This is a genomic window from Streptomyces sp. BI87 (assembly GCF_025957665.1).
In the GTDB taxonomy this organism is placed as follows: Bacteria; Actinomycetota; Actinomycetes; order Streptomycetales; family Streptomycetaceae; genus Streptomyces; species Streptomyces albidoflavus.
The window spans coordinates 187,202-205,988 of sequence record NZ_CP110079.1; the positions used below are offsets into that span (position 1 = coordinate 187,202).

Below are 18,787 nucleotides of genomic sequence, written 5' to 3' on the forward strand. Positions count from 1 at the left end.
CGTGCCTGCCTCCTGCGTCATGGCTCCAGCCTCGCGGACGGCCGCCCTCCGCACCACGCCGGGCCGGTGCGCGGGTGAACCGGTCAGCCGGCGGCCCGGCTCAGCAGCTCGGCGGCGTCCGCCACGAAGACGGCCCGGCCCCGCTCCACCTGGCCGGTGCGCTCCGGTCCGGGGCGGAGCAGACGCCGGGCGGCTGCCAGCAGTTCGTCCGGGTCGTGGGCGTACGTGCTGAGTCCGGCGGCGGCCATGCTCCGCGCCCCGTCGCGGCCGTGGCCGGGCAGCGGCCGCCAGGCGAGCACGGGTACGCCGGCGGCGAGGGCCTGGGCCGCCGTCTGCCCGGCGGCGTTGTCGACCAGGAGGCGGGCGGCACCCATCAGCCCCGGCATGTCGTCCGTCCAGCCGAGGGCGACGGCGCCGGGGACGCGGGCGGCCCGGCGGCGCAGCCGCTCGTCGCGGCCGCAGAGCAGGACGGGCCGGCAGCCGTGGGCGGCGAGGAGCCGGGCGGTGCGCACGGTCCGGGTGCCGACGCCCCACGCGCCGGTGGAGAGCAGGACGGGCGGCGGCCCCGCCTCGGGATCGTGCGGGTGCGGGCCGGCCACCCGGTGGAACTCCCGGGCGACGACCGGTCCGGAGACGGCGGCCGGGCGGCCGGTGGCGGCACGGGCCGCCGCCGCGCCCTGGGCGGTGAGGCAGACGTAGAGGTCGTTGCCGGGGTGCAGCCAGCCGCGGTGGACGGCGAAGTCGGTGACGAAGACCGAGGCGGGGACCGGCAGGACGCCTGCGGCGCGGAGCCTGCCGGTGATCTGCGCGGCGAGGTGGAAGGTGGGGACGAGCAGGTCCGGGCGGAAGGCGTCGACCCGGTCCAGCAGCCGGGCGCGGGCCGTCGCGGCCAGGGGCGCGCTGCCGGGCCGGTGCCCCTCGCCCGGGGAGAGGAAGAGGGCGTAGATCGCGGCGTACAGCGCGGGGGCGTGCCGCACCGTCCCCCGGTAGAAGGCGCGCAGGGCCGGACCCGTGCCGGGCGGGAGGAGGGTGAGGACGTCGCAGAGCTCGGTGGTGGCGCCCCGGGCCCGGAGTCTGCGGGCCAGTTCGCCGCTGACCGCGTCGTGCCCGGCGCCCATGCTCGCGCCGAGCAGCAGGACCCGCAGCCTTCCCATGCTCCTCCCCTCGCCCGGCCGGTGGACTCGTCCCTCGCTTGCATGCCGCGTCCGGGCGGGGGCGCAATCGGCCCGTTCGGGTGACCCGGTGGCGGCGTGCCCCGGCGTTGGACGAGCGGTCCGCCCGCCGAGCACGGAAGCTGAGGGCCAGGCGTGCCGCGAGGAAGGGGACTGGCATGGGCGAGGAGTGGGCGGCATGACGCGGCGTCCCGGACCCGGGGCGGTGCCCCGGCGGACCGTGCTCGTCACGGGTGCCTCCTCGGGCATCGGCACGGCGGTGGCGGAGTCCCTGCACGCCGACGGCCGGTGGCGGCTGCTGCTCAGCGGCCGCGACGGGGCGCGGCTGGCGGCCGTCGCGGAGCGGACGGGCGGCGAGGCGATCCGCGCCGACCTGGCGGCCGAGGGCGGCTGCGAGCACCTGGCCGGCGAGGCCGTGGCCCGCGCCGGACGCGTCGACGCGCTGGTGGCCGGGGCGGGGATCGGCTGGGCCGGTCCGTTCGTGACGATGCCGCCGGAGGAGATCGACCGGGTCCTGACCGTCAACCTCACCTCCACGCTGCGGCTGGTCCGGCTGCTGCTGCCCCCGATGGTGGCGCGCGGCACGGGACGACTGGTGCTGATCGGGTCGATGGCCGGCTGGGTCGGGGTGGGTGACGAGGCGGTCTACTCGGCGTCCAAGGGCGCCCTGCTGACCTTCGCGGACAGCCTGCGCCGGGAGCTGGCCGGGACCCGGGTGCGGGTCTCGGTGGTGTCGCCGGGCGCGGTGGACACGCCGTTCTTCGCCCGGCGCGGCGCTCCCTACCACCGGCGCCGGCCCCGCCCGGTCACCGCCGAACGGGTGGCGCGCGGGGTGCGGGAGGCGCTCGTACGGGGCCGGGAGAACGTCCTGGTGCCGGGGTGGCTGGCGCTTCCGGCGCGGCTGCACGGGGCGGCGCCGGGGCTGTTCGGGGCCGTGGCCGACCGTGCCGACCCGCACCACGGTGGCTGAGGCGGAGGCGCGCCGGTGACCGTGCTGACGGTGGTGCTGGCGCTCCTCGCGGCGCTCGGCAACGCGGCCGCCTCGGTGCTCCAGCGGCGTGGCACCACGCAGGTGGACGGCGGCGGGGCGGCCGTCACCCGGTGGTGGTCGTGGGCCACGCGGCTGCTCCGCCGCCGGGTGTGGCTGTGGGGCGCGGCGCTGCTGGCGGTCTCCGGGCTCTGCCAGGCGGCGGCGCTGGCGGCCGGTCCGCTCGCCGTGGTGCAGCCGGTGATGACCACCGAACTCCTCTTCACCATGGTCATCGGCAGTGCCGTCTTCCGCCGCCGGCCGGACGTCAGGACCTGGTGGGCCTTTGTCGCGATGGCCGCCGGACTCGGCGCCTTCATGGCGCTGCTCTCCCCCGCCGGCGGCGGCTCGACGGTGCCGGGGTCGCGGTGGCTGTGGTCGGGGGTGCTGCTGGCGGTGCTGACGGTGGTGCTGACGGTGGCGGCCTGGCGGCTGCCGCCCGCGCCGGCCGCCGCGGTTCTCGGCACCGCCACCGCGATCGGCTTCGCCGGTACCGCGGCCCTGGTCAAGGACGCCTTGGGGCGGCTGCCGGACGGTGGCCTCGGGGCGCTGGCCACCACCTGGCAGGCGTACGCGGCGGTCGTCGTGGGGCTGGGGAGTTTCCTGCTGCTGCAACTCACGCTGCGGGCGGGGCCGCTGGTGGCCTCGCAGCCGGCGATGACGCTGGGCGACGCCTTCCTCAGCATGCTGCTGGGCCGGGTCCTCTTCGGCGAGGAGCTGACTTTCGGGGTGCGGCTGGTGCCGGAACTGCTGGCCCTGGCGCTGCTGATCGCGGGCACCGTGCAGCTGGCCCGCTCCCCTCTGCTGACCTCGACCGACGGAAAGGAACGGCCGTGGTGAGCGCACCGGCTACGGCGGCCGGGGCGCTGGCCGGGGGTGCGCTGGCGGTCGCCGCGTGGCACATCGGTCCGGCGGCGACCTGGCTGCCCGGTCTCCGTACGGCGTACTTCCCCGGGCTCGACGGACGGGGGTCGCCCGGCCGGGTGGCGCTCACCTTCGACGACGGGCCGGACCCGCTGAGCACCCCGCACTTCCTGCGGGCGTTGGAGGCGTTGTCGGTGCGGGCCACCTTCTTCGTCCTCGGCAGCAGGCTGGAGCGCGCCCCGGAGCTGGGCCGGCGGATGGCGGCGGCCGGGCACGAGGTGGCGGTGCACGGCTGGGAGCACGACCGCCCGTGGCTGCCCCGGCCGGGCCGGGACGCGGCGGAACTGGCCCGGGCCGCGGCCGCGGTGCGGCGGATCACGGGGCGGCGGCCGCTCTGGTACCGGCCGCCGTACGGCATCCTCACCGGCGGCCGCTGGGCCGCCGCGCGTCGGACCGGGCTGCGCCCGGTGCTCTGGTCGGCGTGGGGCCGCGACTGGACCGCCTCCGCGACCCCGGACGGCGTCGTCGCCGAGGCCGCTGCCCGGCTGGGGCCCGGCGGCACGCTGCTGCTCCACGACTCGGACGCCTACGCGGCTCCGGACTCCTGGCGGGTGACCCTGGCGGCCCTGCCGCACCTGGTCGCGTACTGCCGGGGGCTCGGGCTGGAGGTGGGGCGGCTCGGGGACCACGGGCATCCGGGGAGCGGGGTGCCGTACGGCTTTCCGGGCCGGGCGGGGTGAGGGCGCCCGAGCGACCTGGAGCCGGTCTCCCGTTGCGCCGTCCCGCAGGACAGTGCGTATCAGGGGTGGCCATCATGGGCGGGCGATGCGGCGTACCGCGTTGCCCGCGGCGGCGTCGGCCGCCGGGTGATCCGATCCTCTGCTCTGGGGGGCGCCTACCTGCCGAGCTTGACATCCTCCCCTCCCTGGCGGGAGGGGGTTCCTACGGCTCGCGCCGTGGGCTTTTCTGCTTCATCGCCGACTGCCCGCCCGGAGAACTCAGTTGAGGTCTTACACCAGCTCCCCAGACAGACACCGCCAGCCCGGCGGCCTTGAGGTTCTTCGCTGCGTTCACGTCCCGGTCGTGGGTCGTCCCGCAGTCGCACGTCCAGGTGCGGACGTTCAGCGGCAGCTTGTCCCGCAAGGTGCCGCAGGCGGAGCACAGTTTGGAGGAGGGGAACCACCGGTCGACCGCGATCACTTCGCGTCCGTACCAGTGGGCCTTGTACTCCAGCATGCTCCGGAAGTCGGCCCACGCCGCGTCGGAGATGGCGCGGGCCAGTCTGCTGTTCTTCACCATGTTGCGGACGGTGAGGTCCTCGATCACGATCGTTTGGTTCTCACGAACGAGCCGAGTGGTCAGCTTGTGCAGGTGGTCGCGGCGCCGGTCGGCGATCCGGGCGTAGACCTTCGCGACTTTCTCGCGTGCCTTACGGCGGTTGGCGCCGTCACCCTTGGCCGTGCGGGCGAGCTGCCGCTGGGCCTTGGCGAGACGGGTCCGGTCGCGCCGCTCGTGCCGGGGGTTGGCGACCTTCTCGCCGGTCGACAGGGTCAGGAGGTGGTCGAGTCCGACATCCACGCCGACGGCCGTTCCGGCGGCGGGGAGCGGCTGGACCGTCGGGTCCTCGACGAGGAGGGACACGTACCAGCGTCCGGCCGCGTCCTGCGACACGGTCACCGTGGACGGCTGCGCGCCCTCGGGGAGCGGGCGGGACCACACGATGTCCAGTGGCTCCGCCATCTTCGCCAGGGTCAGCTTTCCGTCCCGGAAACGGAACGCGCTGGTGGTGTACTCCGCCGACTTCCGCGACTTCTTCCGCGACTTGAACCGCGGGTACCTCGCCCGCTTGCCGAAGAAGTTCGTGAACGCCGTCTGGAGGTGCCGCAGAGCCTGTTGCAGCGGGACGGAGGAGACCTCGTTGAGGTACGCCAGTTCCTCGGTCTTCTTCCAGGCGGTCAGCATCGCCGACGTCTGGATGTAGTTCACCCGCTCCTGGCGCGTCCACGCTTCCGTGCGCGCGGCGAGAGCCAGGTTGTAGACCTTCCGCACACAGCCGAACGTGCGCGACAGCTCAGCCGCCTGCGCATCGGTCGGGTAGAAGCGGTACTTGAAAGCCCGCTTCACAGGGATGGCCTTCACAGTTCACATACTAGCACTACAGTTTGTGACACGTAGGGGTTGGGCGTATACGCCGGTCCGCCCCGGCGGCGCATCGGCTCTACCTGCCCTGTTCCTGAGGAACTTCGTTTCTTCCCTCTGCTGAAGCCAGGGGTATCCACGAAGGGAAACCTCGATGATCGCCACGTGCCGGGGCACCCGGTCGCCCAGTCCGGCCGGCGGCCTCGCCCCGCCGGCGTGCGGGCGTGGCGGCAGCGGCGGTTCGGCCGGGCGCGGGCGCGGCACGACCGGGGTGAGGGGCGGCGGGGGCGCGGGGGCGGGTGCGCCCTGCGGCGGTGTGAGGACCGGACCGAGGCGCCGCCAGTTCAGCGCGGCGTGCAGCCGGCCGGTGTGCAGGACCAGGGCGCGGCGGAGGCGGCCGGTGCCCCGGCGGCCTCCGGAGAGCGGGCGGCCGCGTTCCAGGGCCCGCAGCTGGAGGCGCTGGAGCCGGATGAGGGTGCGCCAGGAGGCGGCGAGGGCGGGGTGGCGGTCGGCGAGGCCGTCGGCTTCGTCCAGCCAGCCGTGCGCGGTGACGGCCAGCTCCCTTACCAGGGCGTGGAGTTGTAGCGTCCGACGGCCTGTGCGCAGGTCGGCGAGGGTCACGCCGTGGGCGGCGAAGACCGGGAGGGGGAGGGCGACGCGGCCCAGGTGGGCGTCCTGGCGCAGGTCGCGCAGGGCGTCGACGAGGTTGAACGCGTCGGTCCATCTCCGCAGCGCCTCGGCGTCGCGCGGGCCGAGGCGGGTCCCGGTGGCCTCGCCCAGCAGGGTCGCGAGGCGGGTGACGCCGACGGGGAAGCTGAGGGCGTGCCAGTAGGCGTGCCACTGCTCCCAGGAGGTGAAGTCGGGGCGTTCGGCGGCGTCCCGGCGGTAGGTGGCGAAGGAGGCCGGGAGTTGTCCGGTGGGCAGGTCCCAGGTGGTGACGGCGTGGGTCAGTGCCCGCCGCACCGGGTCGGTGCTGGTGCCCCGGGCGAGGTCCTCCTCCATCGCCCGCACCCAGGCGTCGATGCGTTCGGCGGCGTCGGTGCGGCCGCTGTCGGAGAGGTCGTCCAGGACCCGGCCGTGCCCGTACATCGCCCACAGCAGTGGGCGCAGGGGGGCGGGGACGAGCTGGGTGACGGCGTAGTCGGTCTGGCCGGAGCGGCGCACCAGGCGGCGGCAGGTCTCGTAACCGGCGCGCAGCTCCGGGTCGTTCACGCCCGCCCGCCGGTAGACGCGGTGGCGCAGCGGGGGCAGGCGCCAGGTGCGGTGCAGGGCGCCGAGGCGGCTGCGGGTGTGCAGGGTGAAGGCGGCCGTGCCGACGGCGGCGGTGGTCAGGGCCCACAGGAGGGCGAGGCCGAGGTGGGCCCAGGGCAGGTGGCGGGTGTCGGCGGCGACCACGGCGGACTGCATGGCGCCGTAGGTGGGCAGCCAGCGCAGGACGGGGCTGTCGGCGCCGGCGTTGGCGATCGGGTTCTGGAGACTGACGTCGACGAAGCTGGCCATGATGACCAGGAACATCCCGGCCAGTTCGCTGCGGAGCAGCGCGGCGAGCATGATGCCGGCGCCGCCGTAGGTGAGCGCGCCCGCGCCGAGCGCTGCGGCCAGCAGGGCCGGCTGCTCGGGGCGCCAGAAGACGCAGATCCAGGCGGTGGCGTAGCCGGCGACGAGGAGGCAGGCGAGCAGCAGGGCCAGGTACTTGGCGAGGACCAGGCAGGCGCGCGGGTAGCCGGCGGTGACCAGGCGGTGGTCGAAGGCGGCGGAGCGGCGGGCGGCCAGGAACATCATGAAGCCGACGATCAGGGCCAGCGCGTGGACGGCGCCGGAGAGCTGGGTGAGGACGTTCCCGGCGACGGTGACGTCCTGGTCGGCGGCGCGCAGGAAGAACCGGACCGGCGCGGTGGGCATGGCGGTGTACGCGAGGCCGACCCAGACGGGGACGAAGAAGACGGCGAGCGCGAGGGCGAGCCGGTTGCGTACCTGTTCGAGGACGGCGTACCGCAGGGCCGTGGCGAGGCAGAGCCGAAGGCGCGTCATGCGCGGCCCCCGTCGAGGACGGGTGTGAGGCGGCCGCCGGCCAGCCGGTGCAGGGCGTCGAGGCGGTCGGCGTCGTGCGCCATGTGGGAGACGACCAGGACGGTGCGGCCCCGCTCGCGGAGGGAGCGGGCGATCTCCCAGAACCGCAGGTAGGTCTCCCAGTCGAAGCCCTGGTAGGGCTCGTCGAGGAGGAGGAGTTCGGGGTCGTGCATGAGGGCGACGGCGAGGTTGAGTTTCTGCCGGGTGCCGCCGCTGAGGGTGCCGGTCCGGTCCCGGGGCCCGGCGGCGAACCGCAGTTCCTCCAGGAGTTCCCAGGCGCGGGTGGGCTCCGGCAGGCCGTAGGCGACCTGGAAGTACCGCACGTGCTGGGCGACGGTCAGGGCGTGGTGCAGGACCACCGTCTGCGGGCAGTGTCCGACGGTGGCGGGGAGGCGCACCGTCCCCCGGTCGGCGCGCAGTTCGCCGGCGAGGATGCGGAGCAGGGTGCTCTTGCCCGCGCCGTTCTCCCCGACCACGCCGATCAGCCGGCCGGGCGCGGCGTCCAGGTCGGCCCCGTTCAGCACGGTGCGCGGGCCGTAGCGTTTGTGGACGTCGCGGAGGCGCAGCACGGGCTGGGCGGCCGGCGGCGCGGGTGTGGTCGTCATGGCCGGTGAACGAGGCGGGGCGGGCTCCCGTACGGGTGGTGCGGAAGGCCGTGGGGGCGCGGGCCGTCAGTCGCGCTCGGGTACGCGCAGCGCGAGCAGGGCGGTGTCGTCACTGGCCCAGCCGCCGTGGTGGCCGGCGAGGGCGCCGGTGATCCGGTCGACGGTGGCGGCGGCGTCCAGGCCGTGGGTGGCGGCGAGGGTGGCGTGCAGGTCGGCCTCGCCGAAGGGCTCGCGGGCGGCCTCGGGGGGTGCGCCGGGGGCGGGGCGGGCCTCGTAGGCGCCGTCGGAGTAGAGGAGCAGCAGGTCGCCCGGGGCCAGGCGGAAGCGGGTGTCGGCGAGCTCCACGTCCTCCACGACGCCCAGCAGGGTGCCGGGGCGGCCCACCTCGCGGACCCGGCCGTCGGCGCGGCGGACCAGGGGCCGCGGGTGGCCGGCGAGGCAGACGCGTCCGGCGGCCCCGGTGCGGGTGCGGCGGAAGGTGGCGTGGACGGCGGTCAGGAAGAGCGGGGCCTCCTGGGTGAGCATGGCGGTGTTGAGGCGGGTCAGCAGCCGCGCCGGGGAGAGGACCTCGCCGGCGTCGGCGCGCAGCGTGTAGCGGGCCATGGAGGTGACCTGGGCCGCCTCGACGCCCTTGCCGCAGACGTCGCCGAGGAAGGCGCCGTAGTAGGGGCCGGCGGCGTGGAAGAGGTCGTAGAAGTCGCCGCCGACGGTGACGTCGTGGTGGGCGCCGGCGGAGGCCGGAACGTAGGCGGCGGCCGCGTCGAGTCCGGGGACGGGCCGCAGGGCGGGCGGCAGCAGCCCCCGCTGGAGGGTGTGGGCGAGGTCGGCGGAGAGGCGGTGGGCGTGCTGGGAGGCGGCGAGGCTCTGCCGCAGGTGGATCTCGGCGGAGGCGGAGCGGGAGAGGGTGGCGAGGGTCGCGCGGTCCGCCTCGGTCCAGGCGCGGGGCGACTCGTCGACGACGCAGAAACTGCCGAGCACCTCGCCGTCCGGGCCGAGCAGCGGGTAGCCGGCCCAGGCGCCGATCTTCATCGGCCCGACGCCGGGGTGGTCGCGGGTGCGCGGGTCGTGCGCGGCGTCCTCGACCATGAACGGGTCCCCGCCGAAGCCGACGAGGAAGTAGCAGAAGCTCTCCCGCACCGGGTTCTCCCGGCCGCCGGTGACGTCGACGCCGACGCAGGACTTCCAGTACGAGCGTTCCTCGTCGACCAGGGTGACGAAGGCGCGTCCGGCGCCGGTGATCCGGGCGGCGAGGGTGGCCAGGTCCTCGAAGACCGGCTCGGGACCGGTGTCCAGCAGGCCGGTGCCGCGCACCGCCGCCAGGCGTACGGGGTCGGAGAGCGCGGCGGGCAGCCCGTCAGCCCGCGCACCCTCGGGAAACTCGGTCTCACCGGCCACCCGACCCCTGCCTTCCACACCGCTGCGCCTCTACGAGAAGGCTAGGCCGCCCGGGCCGGGGCCACCACCGCGAGCGGCGCCGGGCCCGCTCCCCCGGCGTCCCTCATCCGGACCCGTGGTCGTGCGGGGTGCTCGCCGGCGGGTCGGCGGGGCGGGTGCGGCCGCCGTCGTGTCCGCTGATCACGACGGCGAGGATGCCGGCGACGACCGCGGCGGCCGCGAGCCGCCCCAGCGCGCGGGCGGTCCACTCCGGCAGTCCGGGTCCGCCGGGCCGGCGGGGGGCGCCGAGCCGTTCGGCACGGCGGGCCGGGCGGGCGAGGCGGACCACGAGGAGGAGGGCGACCGGGATCTGGAGGAGCCAGAGCACGGTGCGCGGCCATTCGCCGTACCAGACGTTGGTGCCGTACAGCAGGGTGTGCCAGACGCTGAGCACGTAGACGACGAGGACGAAGCGGTGCAGGCGGCGCCAGGTGCGGGGGCCGATGCGGTGGCGTACGTAGAAGAGCAGGCCGAGCGGGACGGCGAGGTAGAGGGCGGCCTGGCCGACGGGGATGGCGATCTGGCCGGTGCCGGAGTCGTACCAGCCGGGCACGAAGGAGTCGGCGAAGGCGGACCAGAGCCGGGTGAGCCAGGCGGGGCGGGTGTCGTGGCGGACCAGTTCCGCCGCGAACATCAGGGCGTGCGCGAACATCAGCGCGGTGGTGGTGAGGCTGGTGGTGCGGTGCCAGCGCTCCAGGGTGCGGCGGGGCGGCTGCCGGGCGGTCCGGGGGCCGGAGAGCACCAGGCCGAGCATGACGGTGCCCCACGCCCAGAGCAGGGCGGACCAGCCGAACGCCTGGCTGAGCAGGTACATCCAGTAGGCGCGCGGATCGTCCATGAACGGCATCACGGCGACCGTCGAGGAGGTGCCCGCCTCCATGCGGAACCAGAGGAAGGCGAAGACGGCGACGGTGACGCCGACCGCGGCGGAGGCGTCGGGGACGGCGGCCCGCAGATCGCCCCGGAGGCGAGGCGTGCTCTCGCGCCGGCCGGCCGCCTCGGGGGCCCGGTCCGGCTCCTGCGGTACGGGTGTGGCGGGGCGCTGCATGCGTCGGCCTTTCCTCGCGGCGGGCAACCGGCGTGACTCGCGTGCACAGTGTGGCGCGCCGCGCGCCGGCTGCCGAGAGCGGAACCGGCCGACATGATCAGGCCGCCGGGCCGGGCGGCGCGGGGTGCGCGACGCCCGGCCCGGAGAGCGGGGCTCAGTCGGTGGCGCCCGCCGCGAGGTCGTCGCGGACGGAGGTGAGGATCTGGGCCGCCTCGGACAGGCCGGCGCGCTCGCAGCGGGCGGCCGCCTCGTCGAGCCGGGCCACCGCCGCCTGGGTGCGGCCGAGGCCGTGGCTCTCGACCAGGGCGGCGATGCGGACGGCCTCGGCGCGCCGCTCCTCGCCGTCGGGGCCTCCGTCGGCGAAGGCGGCGACGGCCGCCTCGGCCTCGGGAAGGGCCTCGGCGAAGCGGTCGGCCTGGGCCAGGACGCGGGCCCGCCGGTAGTGGATGCTGCCCCGGGCGAACCAGTGGACGAAGTCCTCGTCGTCCTCGGGTACGGCCGTGTACAGCGCGTCGGCGTCGGCGAGCCGGCGCAGCGCCTCCTCGGCCGCCTCGGCGCCGTGCGCGTCCATGGTCAGGCGCGCGAACTCGCACGCCGTCTCCAGCAGCATCGGCGGGTTCGGCGCCTCGGCGTGCGCGGCGAAGGCCCGGTCGTAGGCGGTGCGCGCCGCCTCCCAGCGGCCGGCCAGGGCCAGCGAGGTGGCGGCCTCGGCGGCGACCAGGGTGAGGGTCTGCGCGCCGTCCTCCCAGCCGGCGACGGTGTCGGCCAGCCGCAGGAACTCCTCGGCGGCGGGCAGGTGTTCGTCCAGCGCGCGCAGGCCCCGGGCGAGGGTCAGGCGGGTCTGGGCGAGCAGCCGCTCGTCGAGCGTCGCCGCCGACTCGTCGCCCACGACGGACTCCAGGACGGCGACCGCGTCGGCCTGGCGGCCGGTGCGGGCGAGGAGGTCGGCGAGCTGGAGCCGGGCGTCGGCGGCGTCGTTGGGCTCGCCCTCGCGGTCGAAGCGGGTGGCCGCCTCGGAGAAATGGCGTACGGCTCCGGTGACGTCGCCGGTGTGCGTCCCGGCGTGGCCGAGCAGCAGGTACGTGGGGGCCATCGGGAAGAGCGTGTCCTCGTACCGGACCGCCTCGGCGAGCGCCTGGTGGAGGAGCTCGGCGGCCTCCTCGGGCCTGTCGAGGCAGAGCAGGACCTGGGCGAGCAGGGCGCGGACGCGGGTCCCGCGCCAGGGGCGGCCGGAGGCCTCGATCTCCTTCAGGGCGGCGCGCAGTTCCCTCTCGGCCAGGGCGTGGTCGCCGAGCCGGGCGGCGACGTCACCGGCGAACATGCGGGCGGCGCCGCGCTGGTGGGGCACGCCGAGCCGGCCTGCCTCGCTCTCCAGGGTGGCGCGGAGCGCGTCGAACCGCTCGCGGTCGGGCGCGGGGATCTCCGGGGTCCCGGCGAGCGCCACGTGGTAGGCGGCGAAGACCCGGCAGTGCAGCACGGTGAGGTACTTCTCGGCGGTGGCCGAGCCTTCGGCGGGGCCGGCGGCCGGGAGCGGACCGGGGTCGGCGCCGGTCTCGTCGTGGGCGGCGATCCGCTTCTCCAGGAGCTGGTCCGCCTCCCGCTGAAGGGCGTCGAGGGCATCCCAGAGTTCCGGTCCTGCGGACCGGGCGTCGCCGGAGTCCTCCCCGGCCTGGTCGCCGTCGGTGATCACGACGTCCCAGGAGAGGGCGCGGGTCCGGGCGACCAGGGCGTGCCAGGCCATGCCCGCCGCCTCGTACAGCTCGGCGGTCTCCTCCATCGCGGTCCGCGCGGCCCGGTCGCGGTCCTCGGCGTAGAGGGCGTGGGCGCGCTGTTCGGCGAGTTCGGCGCGGAGCCTGGCCTCGGTGCCGAGGCTGGTGTCGTGGGCGTACCCGTCGGCCTCCGCCAGCTCCGCCACCCTGTCCCACAGCGGGGTGTCGCCGGGGTGGCCGAGGGCGGCCATCCGGCGTGCCTCGCGGACCAGTTCGGTGAGCTCCTGCGGGATCTCGCGGGCAGGCGCGGGTGCCGGGGCGGGGGCCGGGACGGCGGCGGGGCCGGTGAGCGCGGTGCGCAGGCCGAGCGGCAGCGGCTCGTCGAGGAGCGGACGCCGGTCCAGCCGCAGGCCGCGCGCCTCGCCGACGGCGGGGGTGCCGTTGCGGGTGTCGAAGGCGGCCGCCAGGCGGTCCGCCTCCTCACGGACCTCGGCCAGCAGCTCGCAGGCCGTCCAGTTGCGGCCGGGCGGGCCGCCCACGGGCGTCTCCGTGTGGCCCTCCTCGGCGAGCAGGGCGAGCAGCACCTCGGTGCCGGTGAGGAAGCCGAGGCGGGCCAGCGGGGCGCCGGTGGCCTGAAAGAGGGGACGGTTCTCGGCGAGGATCTCCACACCGCGCGCCGCGTTGCGGGAGAGCGCGCAGAACTCCAGGTGGAGGCCGACCTCCTCCTGCATGCCGGTGCGGCCGCGGACCTGCCGGTAGCCGGTGAGGTGGTGCGAGCGGGCCTCGTCCGCCCGGCCGAGGCGCAGCAGCGGGAGCAGGGCGTGTGCCTGGCTCATCTGCGGTTCGTCGGAGCAGCTGACGGCGCCGTCCAGGACGGGGCGCCAGGTGTCGAGGGCGCCCGCGTCGTCCCCGGCGAAGACCTGGTGGAGGGCGTGGTGGCGGGTCTCGCACGCCTCGCAGTCGCTGAGGCGGGTGCGGGTCCTGGTGGCCCAGAGGTCGTAGGCGTCCGGGATGCCGGTGCCGGTGTGCCGGGCGAGGTGGTAGCGCATGGCGGCCACGGGCTGGAGGCCGTGCCCGGCGTCCTCGTACCGCTCGCGCATCCGGTCGACCCAGCCGTGGACGGTGGCCAGCGGCATGTCGGGGACCTGGAGCAGCGAGGTCGTCACCCACTTGAACCGCCAGTCGACCTGGTGGGCCTCCCACTCGCTGAAGGCGTCGGGGGTGGTCTCGTGCAGCTTCAGCAGCCGGGCGAAGACCACCGGCGACTTGCGGTGCTCACCGGTGAACTCGTAGGCGGCCATCAGCTCCAGGAGCGCCGTGACCAGCAGGGCGGGGTCGTCGAACGCCTCGGCGGCCTCGGCCAGTTCCTCGGCGGTCACGGTGCGGTGCAGGCCGTGCGGGCGGCCGTCGTTCTCGCGCAGCGCGTCGAGCACCGCCTGAGGGGTGTCCAGCATTTACGCGTCCTTCCGGGGCTCGGCCGGGCCGGCCGGGTGCATGGCGTGGGTGAGCAGGCCGATGAAGGCCCGGTTGAGCAGGGCGCCCTCGCTCGCCCGGAGCGGGCGGCGGCTGAGCAGCAGGGCCTGGCCGTAGAGGGCTTCGGCGGCGGTGGTGGCGAGGCCGCGCTCGGTGATGGTGAGGGCCTGGCGCACCAGCGGGTTGAGGTGGTTGAGGACCAGCTGGGCGCGGGGTGTCTCGTCGCGCAGCGAGCCGAGGATGTCGGCCCACAGGCCGTCGCTCTCCGAGGCGAGCGAGGAGCGGGTCCGCTCGTGGCGGGCCTCGCGGTTGTCGAGGAGCAGGGCGGGCGCGGTGACCGGCTGGAAGTCGCGGAGGACCACGTCGCAGTCGTGGGCGCCGACCGTCTCGCGGGCCAGGGCGAGGAAGGCGGCGGCGCGCAGTTCCGCCGTGGGGTCGACGGCGTCGAGGTGGGCGGTGACGGTGGCCGGGTCGAGGTCGGTGACGCTGCTGCCGGGGCGGATCTCGGGGAGGCGGTGGACGAGGTCGCGGTCGTAGGTGTAGCCGCCGTTGACGACGCCGAGTCCGGCGGCCGAGGCGATGGGCGCGACCTGGCGGAACTCCTCGACGCTGCGGGTGACCAGGACGGTCGGGTGGTTGCGGGCGAACTCCTCCAGGGTGACGTTGCCGTCGGTGGTCTCGAAGGGCAGCCAGGGCAGGACGGTGCGCAGGAGTTCGTCGTCGTAGCGGGCGAGCGCCTTGACGGCGAGGTGGTGGGTGTCGATGAAGCGGTGGAGGAGGGCGGGGTCGCTGGCGGCGAGGCCGGTGAGCCAGTCGCGGATGCGCTGTCCCAGGGCGTCGCGGACGGCGGCCAGGGTGCCGTCCTCGTACAGCGCCTCGCGGGAGGCGGTGGGGCGCAGGCTGGTGGTGTCGACCACGCAGCGGACGAAGAAAGCCCAGTCGGGGAGGAGTTCGGGCGCCTTGTCGGTGAGGAGCATCCCCTTGAGGTGGACCCGGTGGCCGGCGCGCTGGGCGGGGCTGACCGCGGTGGGCAGGACGTAGGCGACACCGCGCAGCCCGGCGGCGGGCAGGTCCAGCTCGATGGTGTCGAGCGGGGTGAAGTCGAAGGTGGTGCGGCAGTACGTGGTGAGCGCTTCCCGGCGGGCCAGCGGCGAGCCGTGCGGGCGCTCCCACGGCGGGGTGTCGTTGACCCGGGTCGCCGTCCCGCGCGGGTCGACGACGGTGACCTCGTACTTCAGCAGACCGCCGTAGTGCCGGGCGAGTTCGGTGACCCGCTCGGGGGCGGTCCACTCGGCGTTGTCGGCGCGCGGCGTGAGGCGGACGGTGGTGCCCGGCTCGGGCATCGCGGAGGCCGGGAGGGTGCGGATGGTGTAGCGGCCGTCGGAGTGGCCGCGCCATTCGACGGTGGGCGCGCCGGGGTCGGTGGCGTGGCGGCTGACCACGGTGATCTCGTCGGCGACGACGAAGCAGGCGAGCAGGCCGATGCCGAACTGGCCGATGAACTCCCCGCGGGCGGACTCCAGTCCGGCGCCGTCCAGGACGCCGTCGGCGTTCCGCTTGGAGCTGCGGCCGATGGTGGCGAGGAAGCGGTGCACGTCGGCCTCGGTGAGGCCGATGCCGGTGTCGGTGACGGTGAGCGTCTCGCCGGTGCGCACGGTGATGGCGGCGGGGGCGCCGGGGTCGGCGGCCTGCCGGGCGGTGAGGGCGTCGACCGCGTTCTGGAGGAGTTCGCGCAGGTAGACGCGGGGGCTGGAGTAGAGGTGGTGGGAGAGCAGGTCCACCAGACCACGCAGGTCGACCTGGAAGCTGTGGGAGGACTCGGAGTGGAGCACCTGTGGGTTCCCTCGTCGGGCGCGTGCCGGTGTGCGGCGTCGCGCGGGTGGGGTGAGCGCCCGGCGGGCCCCCGGTGTCGGGGGCCGCGCGGCACGGGCGGGTGGTTCGGCAGCGGGCGCGCGGGCTCAGCGGCCGGCGGCGGCACGGTTCTCGCGGTAGGCGGCGGCCGGGTCGGCGGCGTCGAGGTAGTTCCAGGGGAACGCGGTGACGATCCCGTTGGTGCCGTCGAAGCAGAGTTTGGCCAGGTCGCGGTCTCCGGTGAGCGAGAAGGCCATGGCGAAGGTGTTGTACACCTGGAGCCATCCCTGCTCGTAGGCGAAGTCCTCGTGCCAGATGGAGCGTTCGGCGGCCTCGGTGAGGGAGGCGGTGATGCCGGGCTGCCCCAGGTACTCGGCGTCGGCGCCGGATTCCAGGGCGAGCCACTGCTCGATGTGGGCGAGGGCGACGAGCTGGCCGAGCATGCTGCCGGCGGGGGCGTCGCGCAGGGCCTGGTTGGCGAAGGCGTGCATCTCCTCGTGGGAGCCGCCCCACTTGTCGCAGAGCTGCTGGAGCTGCTGCTGGTGGGCGCCGAGGTGGTGCGGGTGGCGCCGGACGGCCGCCTCGAAGCGGCGGCGGGCGACGGTCTGCCCGACCTGGAGGCCCCGGCCGCTCATCTGGAGGAAGTACCAAGGGCTGACCCACTCCGGCTCGCGCTCGGCCACCGCGTAGAGCATCTTCTCGGCGGTCCGCAGCCGGTTGTGGAAGACCTGGAACTGGTCGCGCGAGACGTGCTCGGCGCGGGCGCCGGTACGTGCCTCCCAGCCCCAGTTGACGTGGCGGGCGCCGGCGACGAGCAGCGGCAGGGCCGAGTCCGGCTCGGCCTCGACGGCCTGGGGTATCCAGTTCTCCACGTTGGCGGTCCTGGCGACCGCGGTGATCAGCCAGGTGCGGTCCTCGGACTCGGGACGCTCCGTCAGCTGTGCGCGCACGGCCCCCCAGTCGGCCGCCTCGGCCGCCTCGCGGATGCGCCCGATCTCGGGCTCTCCCTGGTCCTCGTCCACCTCTGCGGTGGAACGGCCGATCCATCTCCTCAGCGAGGACCCCGCCCCCCGGAGCAACGCCATGACAACCCCCTGCCGCGCCCGGTCCCCTCGGACCGTCGACGCCTCGTTCGCAGGTAGTTAAGTATCACGCCCGGACGACACCCGCACACTCGTTTGACGTGCGGGTTCGTGGGCCGCGGGGCCCTCTTTCCCTCGCTTCCCGATACGGAATTCCGCTCCCCGGAAATGTGACGGCACATCCGGTATTCGCCCGCACCGGGGCGCATCCGGAATGCTCGACACCGCCACGGCACTCCCCCGATATCCGCGCTCCACCTGCCGGAATCACCCCACCGCACCACCCCTGAGATGCACCTTTACCCATGCGGCGGCGCGACTGGACATCTGCGGCCTCCCTCACCGAAAGCGCGCACGCATTTCCTTCACTTCTCGATCACATTCGCGGACCGCGCCCGGCGGAACGAGGTCGCGCGAGAGCGGCACGGACGCTCGCCTGACACCGCGCCCTCACACGCGACACCACCACCGGCGCCTGCGAGGTGATCAGGAGGGGCGGTGCGCCGGGCAGACGCTCTTCCCCGGCGGCGGGCCGTGTGGCGGCCGTACCCTGAGGCCGTGCTGATCTACGACGAACTGACCGCTGCCGAGCGCGCGTTGTGGGACGCCTTCCCCGAAGGGCGGTGGGTGGACCTGCGGACCGGGGTGCCCGAGGAGGACGACCCCGCCACGGGGGCGGAGTGGGGCGCCGGACGGACGGTCCGTGCCGAGGTGGTGGCCGCGCTGCTGCTGGGCGGCGGTCCGGCGCGGCCGGGCGGGGTCGCGGCGCTGCGCCTGGCGGGGGCGCGGATCACCGGGGCGCTCGACCTGGCCGGTGCGGAGATCGGCAGCCCGGTGTGGCTGAAGGGGTGCCGGCTGGAGCAGCCGGTGAGCCTGCACGCCGCCACGACGAGAACGGTCCACATCACCGCCGGCCGCGTCCCGGGCGTGGATGCCGGGCTGGCCCGCGTCGAGGGGCACCTGGACCTGACCGGCTCCGTGCTGGAAACGGGCAGCCTCACCCTCGTCAATGCCCAGGTGACCGGGGAACTGCGCCTGAACGGGGCGCGGATCACCGCGCCGGGGCGATGGGGAGTGTTCGCCGGGGGCCTTGCCATGGGGGGAGGCGTCTTCTGCCGCGAGGGCTTCTTCACGCGCGGTGGGGTGCGCCTGGTGGGCGCGCAGCTTCCCGGCGGTCTCTTCATGAGAGGGGCGCGGCTGGAGAGCCCGCAGGGCGAGGCGCTGGTCGCGGACCGCGCGGACGCCTCGGCGGTGGAGCTGTCCGACGGCTTCCGTGCGACGGGAACGGTGCGGCTTCGGGGCGCCCGGATAGCGGATCTCCTGACCCTCGACGGCGCCACCCTCGACGGCACCGGGACCGCCCTGTTCGGCGTCGGCATGCAGGTGGGGACCCTCGACTTCGGCCTCGCCACGAAGCCTTCCGGAACCGTGGACCTCCGGGGCGCCACGGTGACCGCCCTGCACGACCGCGCGGGGAGCTGGCCGGACGAGGTGCGGCTGGACGGCTTCGTCTACGGCTCGCTCCACTCCGAGGCGACACCCGGGCGGGAGAACGTGAACCGGCGCCTGGCCTGGCTCCGCCGCAACCCCGGATACGCCCCGCAGCCGTACGAGCAGCTCGCCGCCTGCTACCGGCAGGCCGGCCACGACGACGACGCCCGGCGGGTGCTGCTCGCCAAGCAGCGACACCGCCGCACCACGCTGAACGTGCCCGGCCGGGTGTGGGGGCGGCTGCTCGACGCCACCGTCGGCTACGGCTACCGCCCCTGGCTGGCGGCGCTGTGGATGGGCGCGCTCTGCCTCCTCGGCGGCCTGGTGTTCAGCTCGGGCTCGCCCGTCCGGACGAAGGACGGGGAGGGTGCCCCGTTCAACGCGCTGGTCTACACCGTCGACCTGCTCTTCCCCGTCGGCGACTTCGGCCAGCGCGGCGCGTGGCACTGGACCGACGCGACCCAGTGGTTCGCGTATCTCCTGGTCGCCGTCGGCTGGCTGCTCACGACGGCGGTCGTCGCCGGCGTCACCCGCACCCTGAACAGGAACTGAATGCCATGACCGGGTCGATGAGGCTCACGGCCGTCGACCTCGACTGCGCCGGCCCGCCGGCGTTGGCCGCCTTCTGCGGGGCGGCCACCGGCCCGGACCTGGACGAGCGACCACCGGCGACTTCGCGGCGCTGACCTCGATACCGCCGAGACGCGGCTGTCGGCCCTGGGCGCCGCACGGCCCGAGCCGCAGCCCCTCGCGGAACGGTGGCGGGTCCTGCTCGACCCGGCCGGGCGCCCGTTCTGCCTGACGGCGAAGTAGCCACCGGGC

14 protein-coding genes and 1 pseudogene are annotated in these 18,787 nt (G+C 75.3%); 6 read left to right on the forward strand and 9 right to left on the reverse strand.

The window, feature by feature from the left end:
- Positions 1-83: 83 nt before the first annotated feature.
- Positions 84-1,154, reverse strand: coding sequence for an MGDG synthase family glycosyltransferase (locus OIM89_RS00820; protein WP_226964811.1), 1,071 nt, complete (start codon positions 1,152-1,154; stop codon positions 84-86).
- Positions 1,155-1,350: 196 nt separating this feature from the next.
- On the opposite strand from OIM89_RS00820, the gene OIM89_RS00825 reads away from it, so the two are divergent.
- The 3 genes from OIM89_RS00825 to OIM89_RS00835 are packed head-to-tail and all read left to right on the forward strand — an operon-like array spanning position 1,351 to position 3,803.
- The gene (locus OIM89_RS00825; protein ID WP_030696036.1) at positions 1,351-2,142 is read left to right on the forward strand and encodes an SDR family NAD(P)-dependent oxidoreductase; all 792 of its coding nucleotides are present in this window, start codon (positions 1,351-1,353) and stop codon (positions 2,140-2,142) included.
- 15 nt (positions 2,143-2,157) lie between these two features.
- Complete coding sequence (locus OIM89_RS00830) at positions 2,158-3,039, forward strand: DMT family transporter (RefSeq protein WP_264490869.1); 882 nt, start codon at positions 2,158-2,160, stop codon at positions 3,037-3,039.
- Positions 3,033-3,803: a polysaccharide deacetylase family protein gene (locus OIM89_RS00835; protein ID WP_264490870.1), complete on the forward strand. Its 771-nt coding sequence runs from the start codon at positions 3,033-3,035 to the stop codon at positions 3,801-3,803. The genes OIM89_RS00830 and OIM89_RS00835 overlap by 7 nt, the downstream gene beginning before the upstream one ends.
- Before the next feature lie 202 nt (positions 3,804-4,005).
- Here OIM89_RS00835 and OIM89_RS00840 read toward each other — a convergent pair whose 3' ends face one another.
- From OIM89_RS00840 to OIM89_RS00875, 8 genes are all read right to left on the reverse strand, one after another.
- On the reverse strand, positions 4,006-5,202 hold the full coding sequence (locus OIM89_RS00840) for an RNA-guided endonuclease InsQ/TnpB family protein (protein ID WP_264490871.1): 1,197 nt from the start codon (positions 5,200-5,202) through the stop codon (positions 4,006-4,008).
- A gap of 3 nt (positions 5,203-5,205) precedes the next feature.
- Positions 5,206-7,233 carry a phytoene/squalene synthase family protein gene (locus OIM89_RS00845; protein WP_264490872.1) on the reverse strand — a complete coding sequence of 676 codons (2,028 nt, stop codon included), beginning with the start codon at positions 7,231-7,233 and terminating at the stop codon, positions 5,206-5,208.
- Entirely contained in the window at positions 7,230-7,877 is a 648-nt protein-coding gene (locus tag OIM89_RS00850) for an ABC transporter ATP-binding protein (RefSeq protein WP_264490873.1), read from the reverse strand. Before OIM89_RS00850 ends, OIM89_RS00845 begins: the two co-directional genes overlap by 4 nt.
- A 66-nt stretch (positions 7,878-7,943) precedes the next feature.
- Positions 7,944-9,272 (reverse strand): PP2C family protein-serine/threonine phosphatase, encoded by a 1,329-nt coding sequence (locus tag OIM89_RS00855; RefSeq protein WP_264490874.1) that lies wholly within the window; start codon positions 9,270-9,272, stop codon positions 7,944-7,946.
- 103 nt (positions 9,273-9,375) lie between these two features.
- A complete protein-coding gene (locus OIM89_RS00860) occupies positions 9,376-10,359 on the reverse strand; it encodes a ferric reductase-like transmembrane domain-containing protein (RefSeq protein ID WP_175510499.1) in 984 nt (327 codons plus the stop codon).
- 154 nt (positions 10,360-10,513) lie between these two features.
- A complete protein-coding gene (locus OIM89_RS00865; RefSeq protein ID WP_264490875.1) occupies positions 10,514-13,522 on the reverse strand; it encodes a hypothetical protein in 3,009 nt (1,002 codons plus the stop codon).
- The gene (locus OIM89_RS00870; RefSeq protein ID WP_264490876.1) at positions 13,523-15,373 is read right to left on the reverse strand and encodes an HSP90 family protein; all 1,851 of its coding nucleotides are present in this window, start codon (positions 15,371-15,373) and stop codon (positions 13,523-13,525) included.
- A 126-nt stretch (positions 15,374-15,499) separates the two neighbouring features.
- A complete protein-coding gene (locus tag OIM89_RS00875; RefSeq protein ID WP_238470202.1) occupies positions 15,500-16,477 on the reverse strand; it encodes a hypothetical protein in 978 nt (325 codons plus the stop codon).
- A 555-nt stretch (positions 16,478-17,032) separates the two neighbouring features.
- Between OIM89_RS00875 and OIM89_RS00880 the strand changes: the two genes are divergently transcribed.
- The 3 genes and pseudogenes from OIM89_RS00880 to OIM89_RS29830 all read left to right on the forward strand — a co-directional run.
- Positions 17,033-18,517, forward strand: coding sequence for an oxidoreductase (locus OIM89_RS00880; RefSeq protein WP_226964805.1), 1,485 nt, complete (start codon positions 17,033-17,035; stop codon positions 18,515-18,517).
- A 5-nt stretch (positions 18,518-18,522) separates the two neighbouring features.
- On the forward strand, positions 18,523-18,651 hold the full coding sequence (locus tag OIM89_RS29825; RefSeq protein WP_258038537.1) for a hypothetical protein: 129 nt from the start codon (positions 18,523-18,525) through the stop codon (positions 18,649-18,651).
- Positions 18,644-18,778, forward strand: a pseudogene (locus OIM89_RS29830) (VOC family protein); the annotation flags it as partial. The gene OIM89_RS29825 and the pseudogene OIM89_RS29830, both read left to right, overlap by 8 nt.
- Positions 18,779-18,787: the final 9 nt, after the last annotated feature.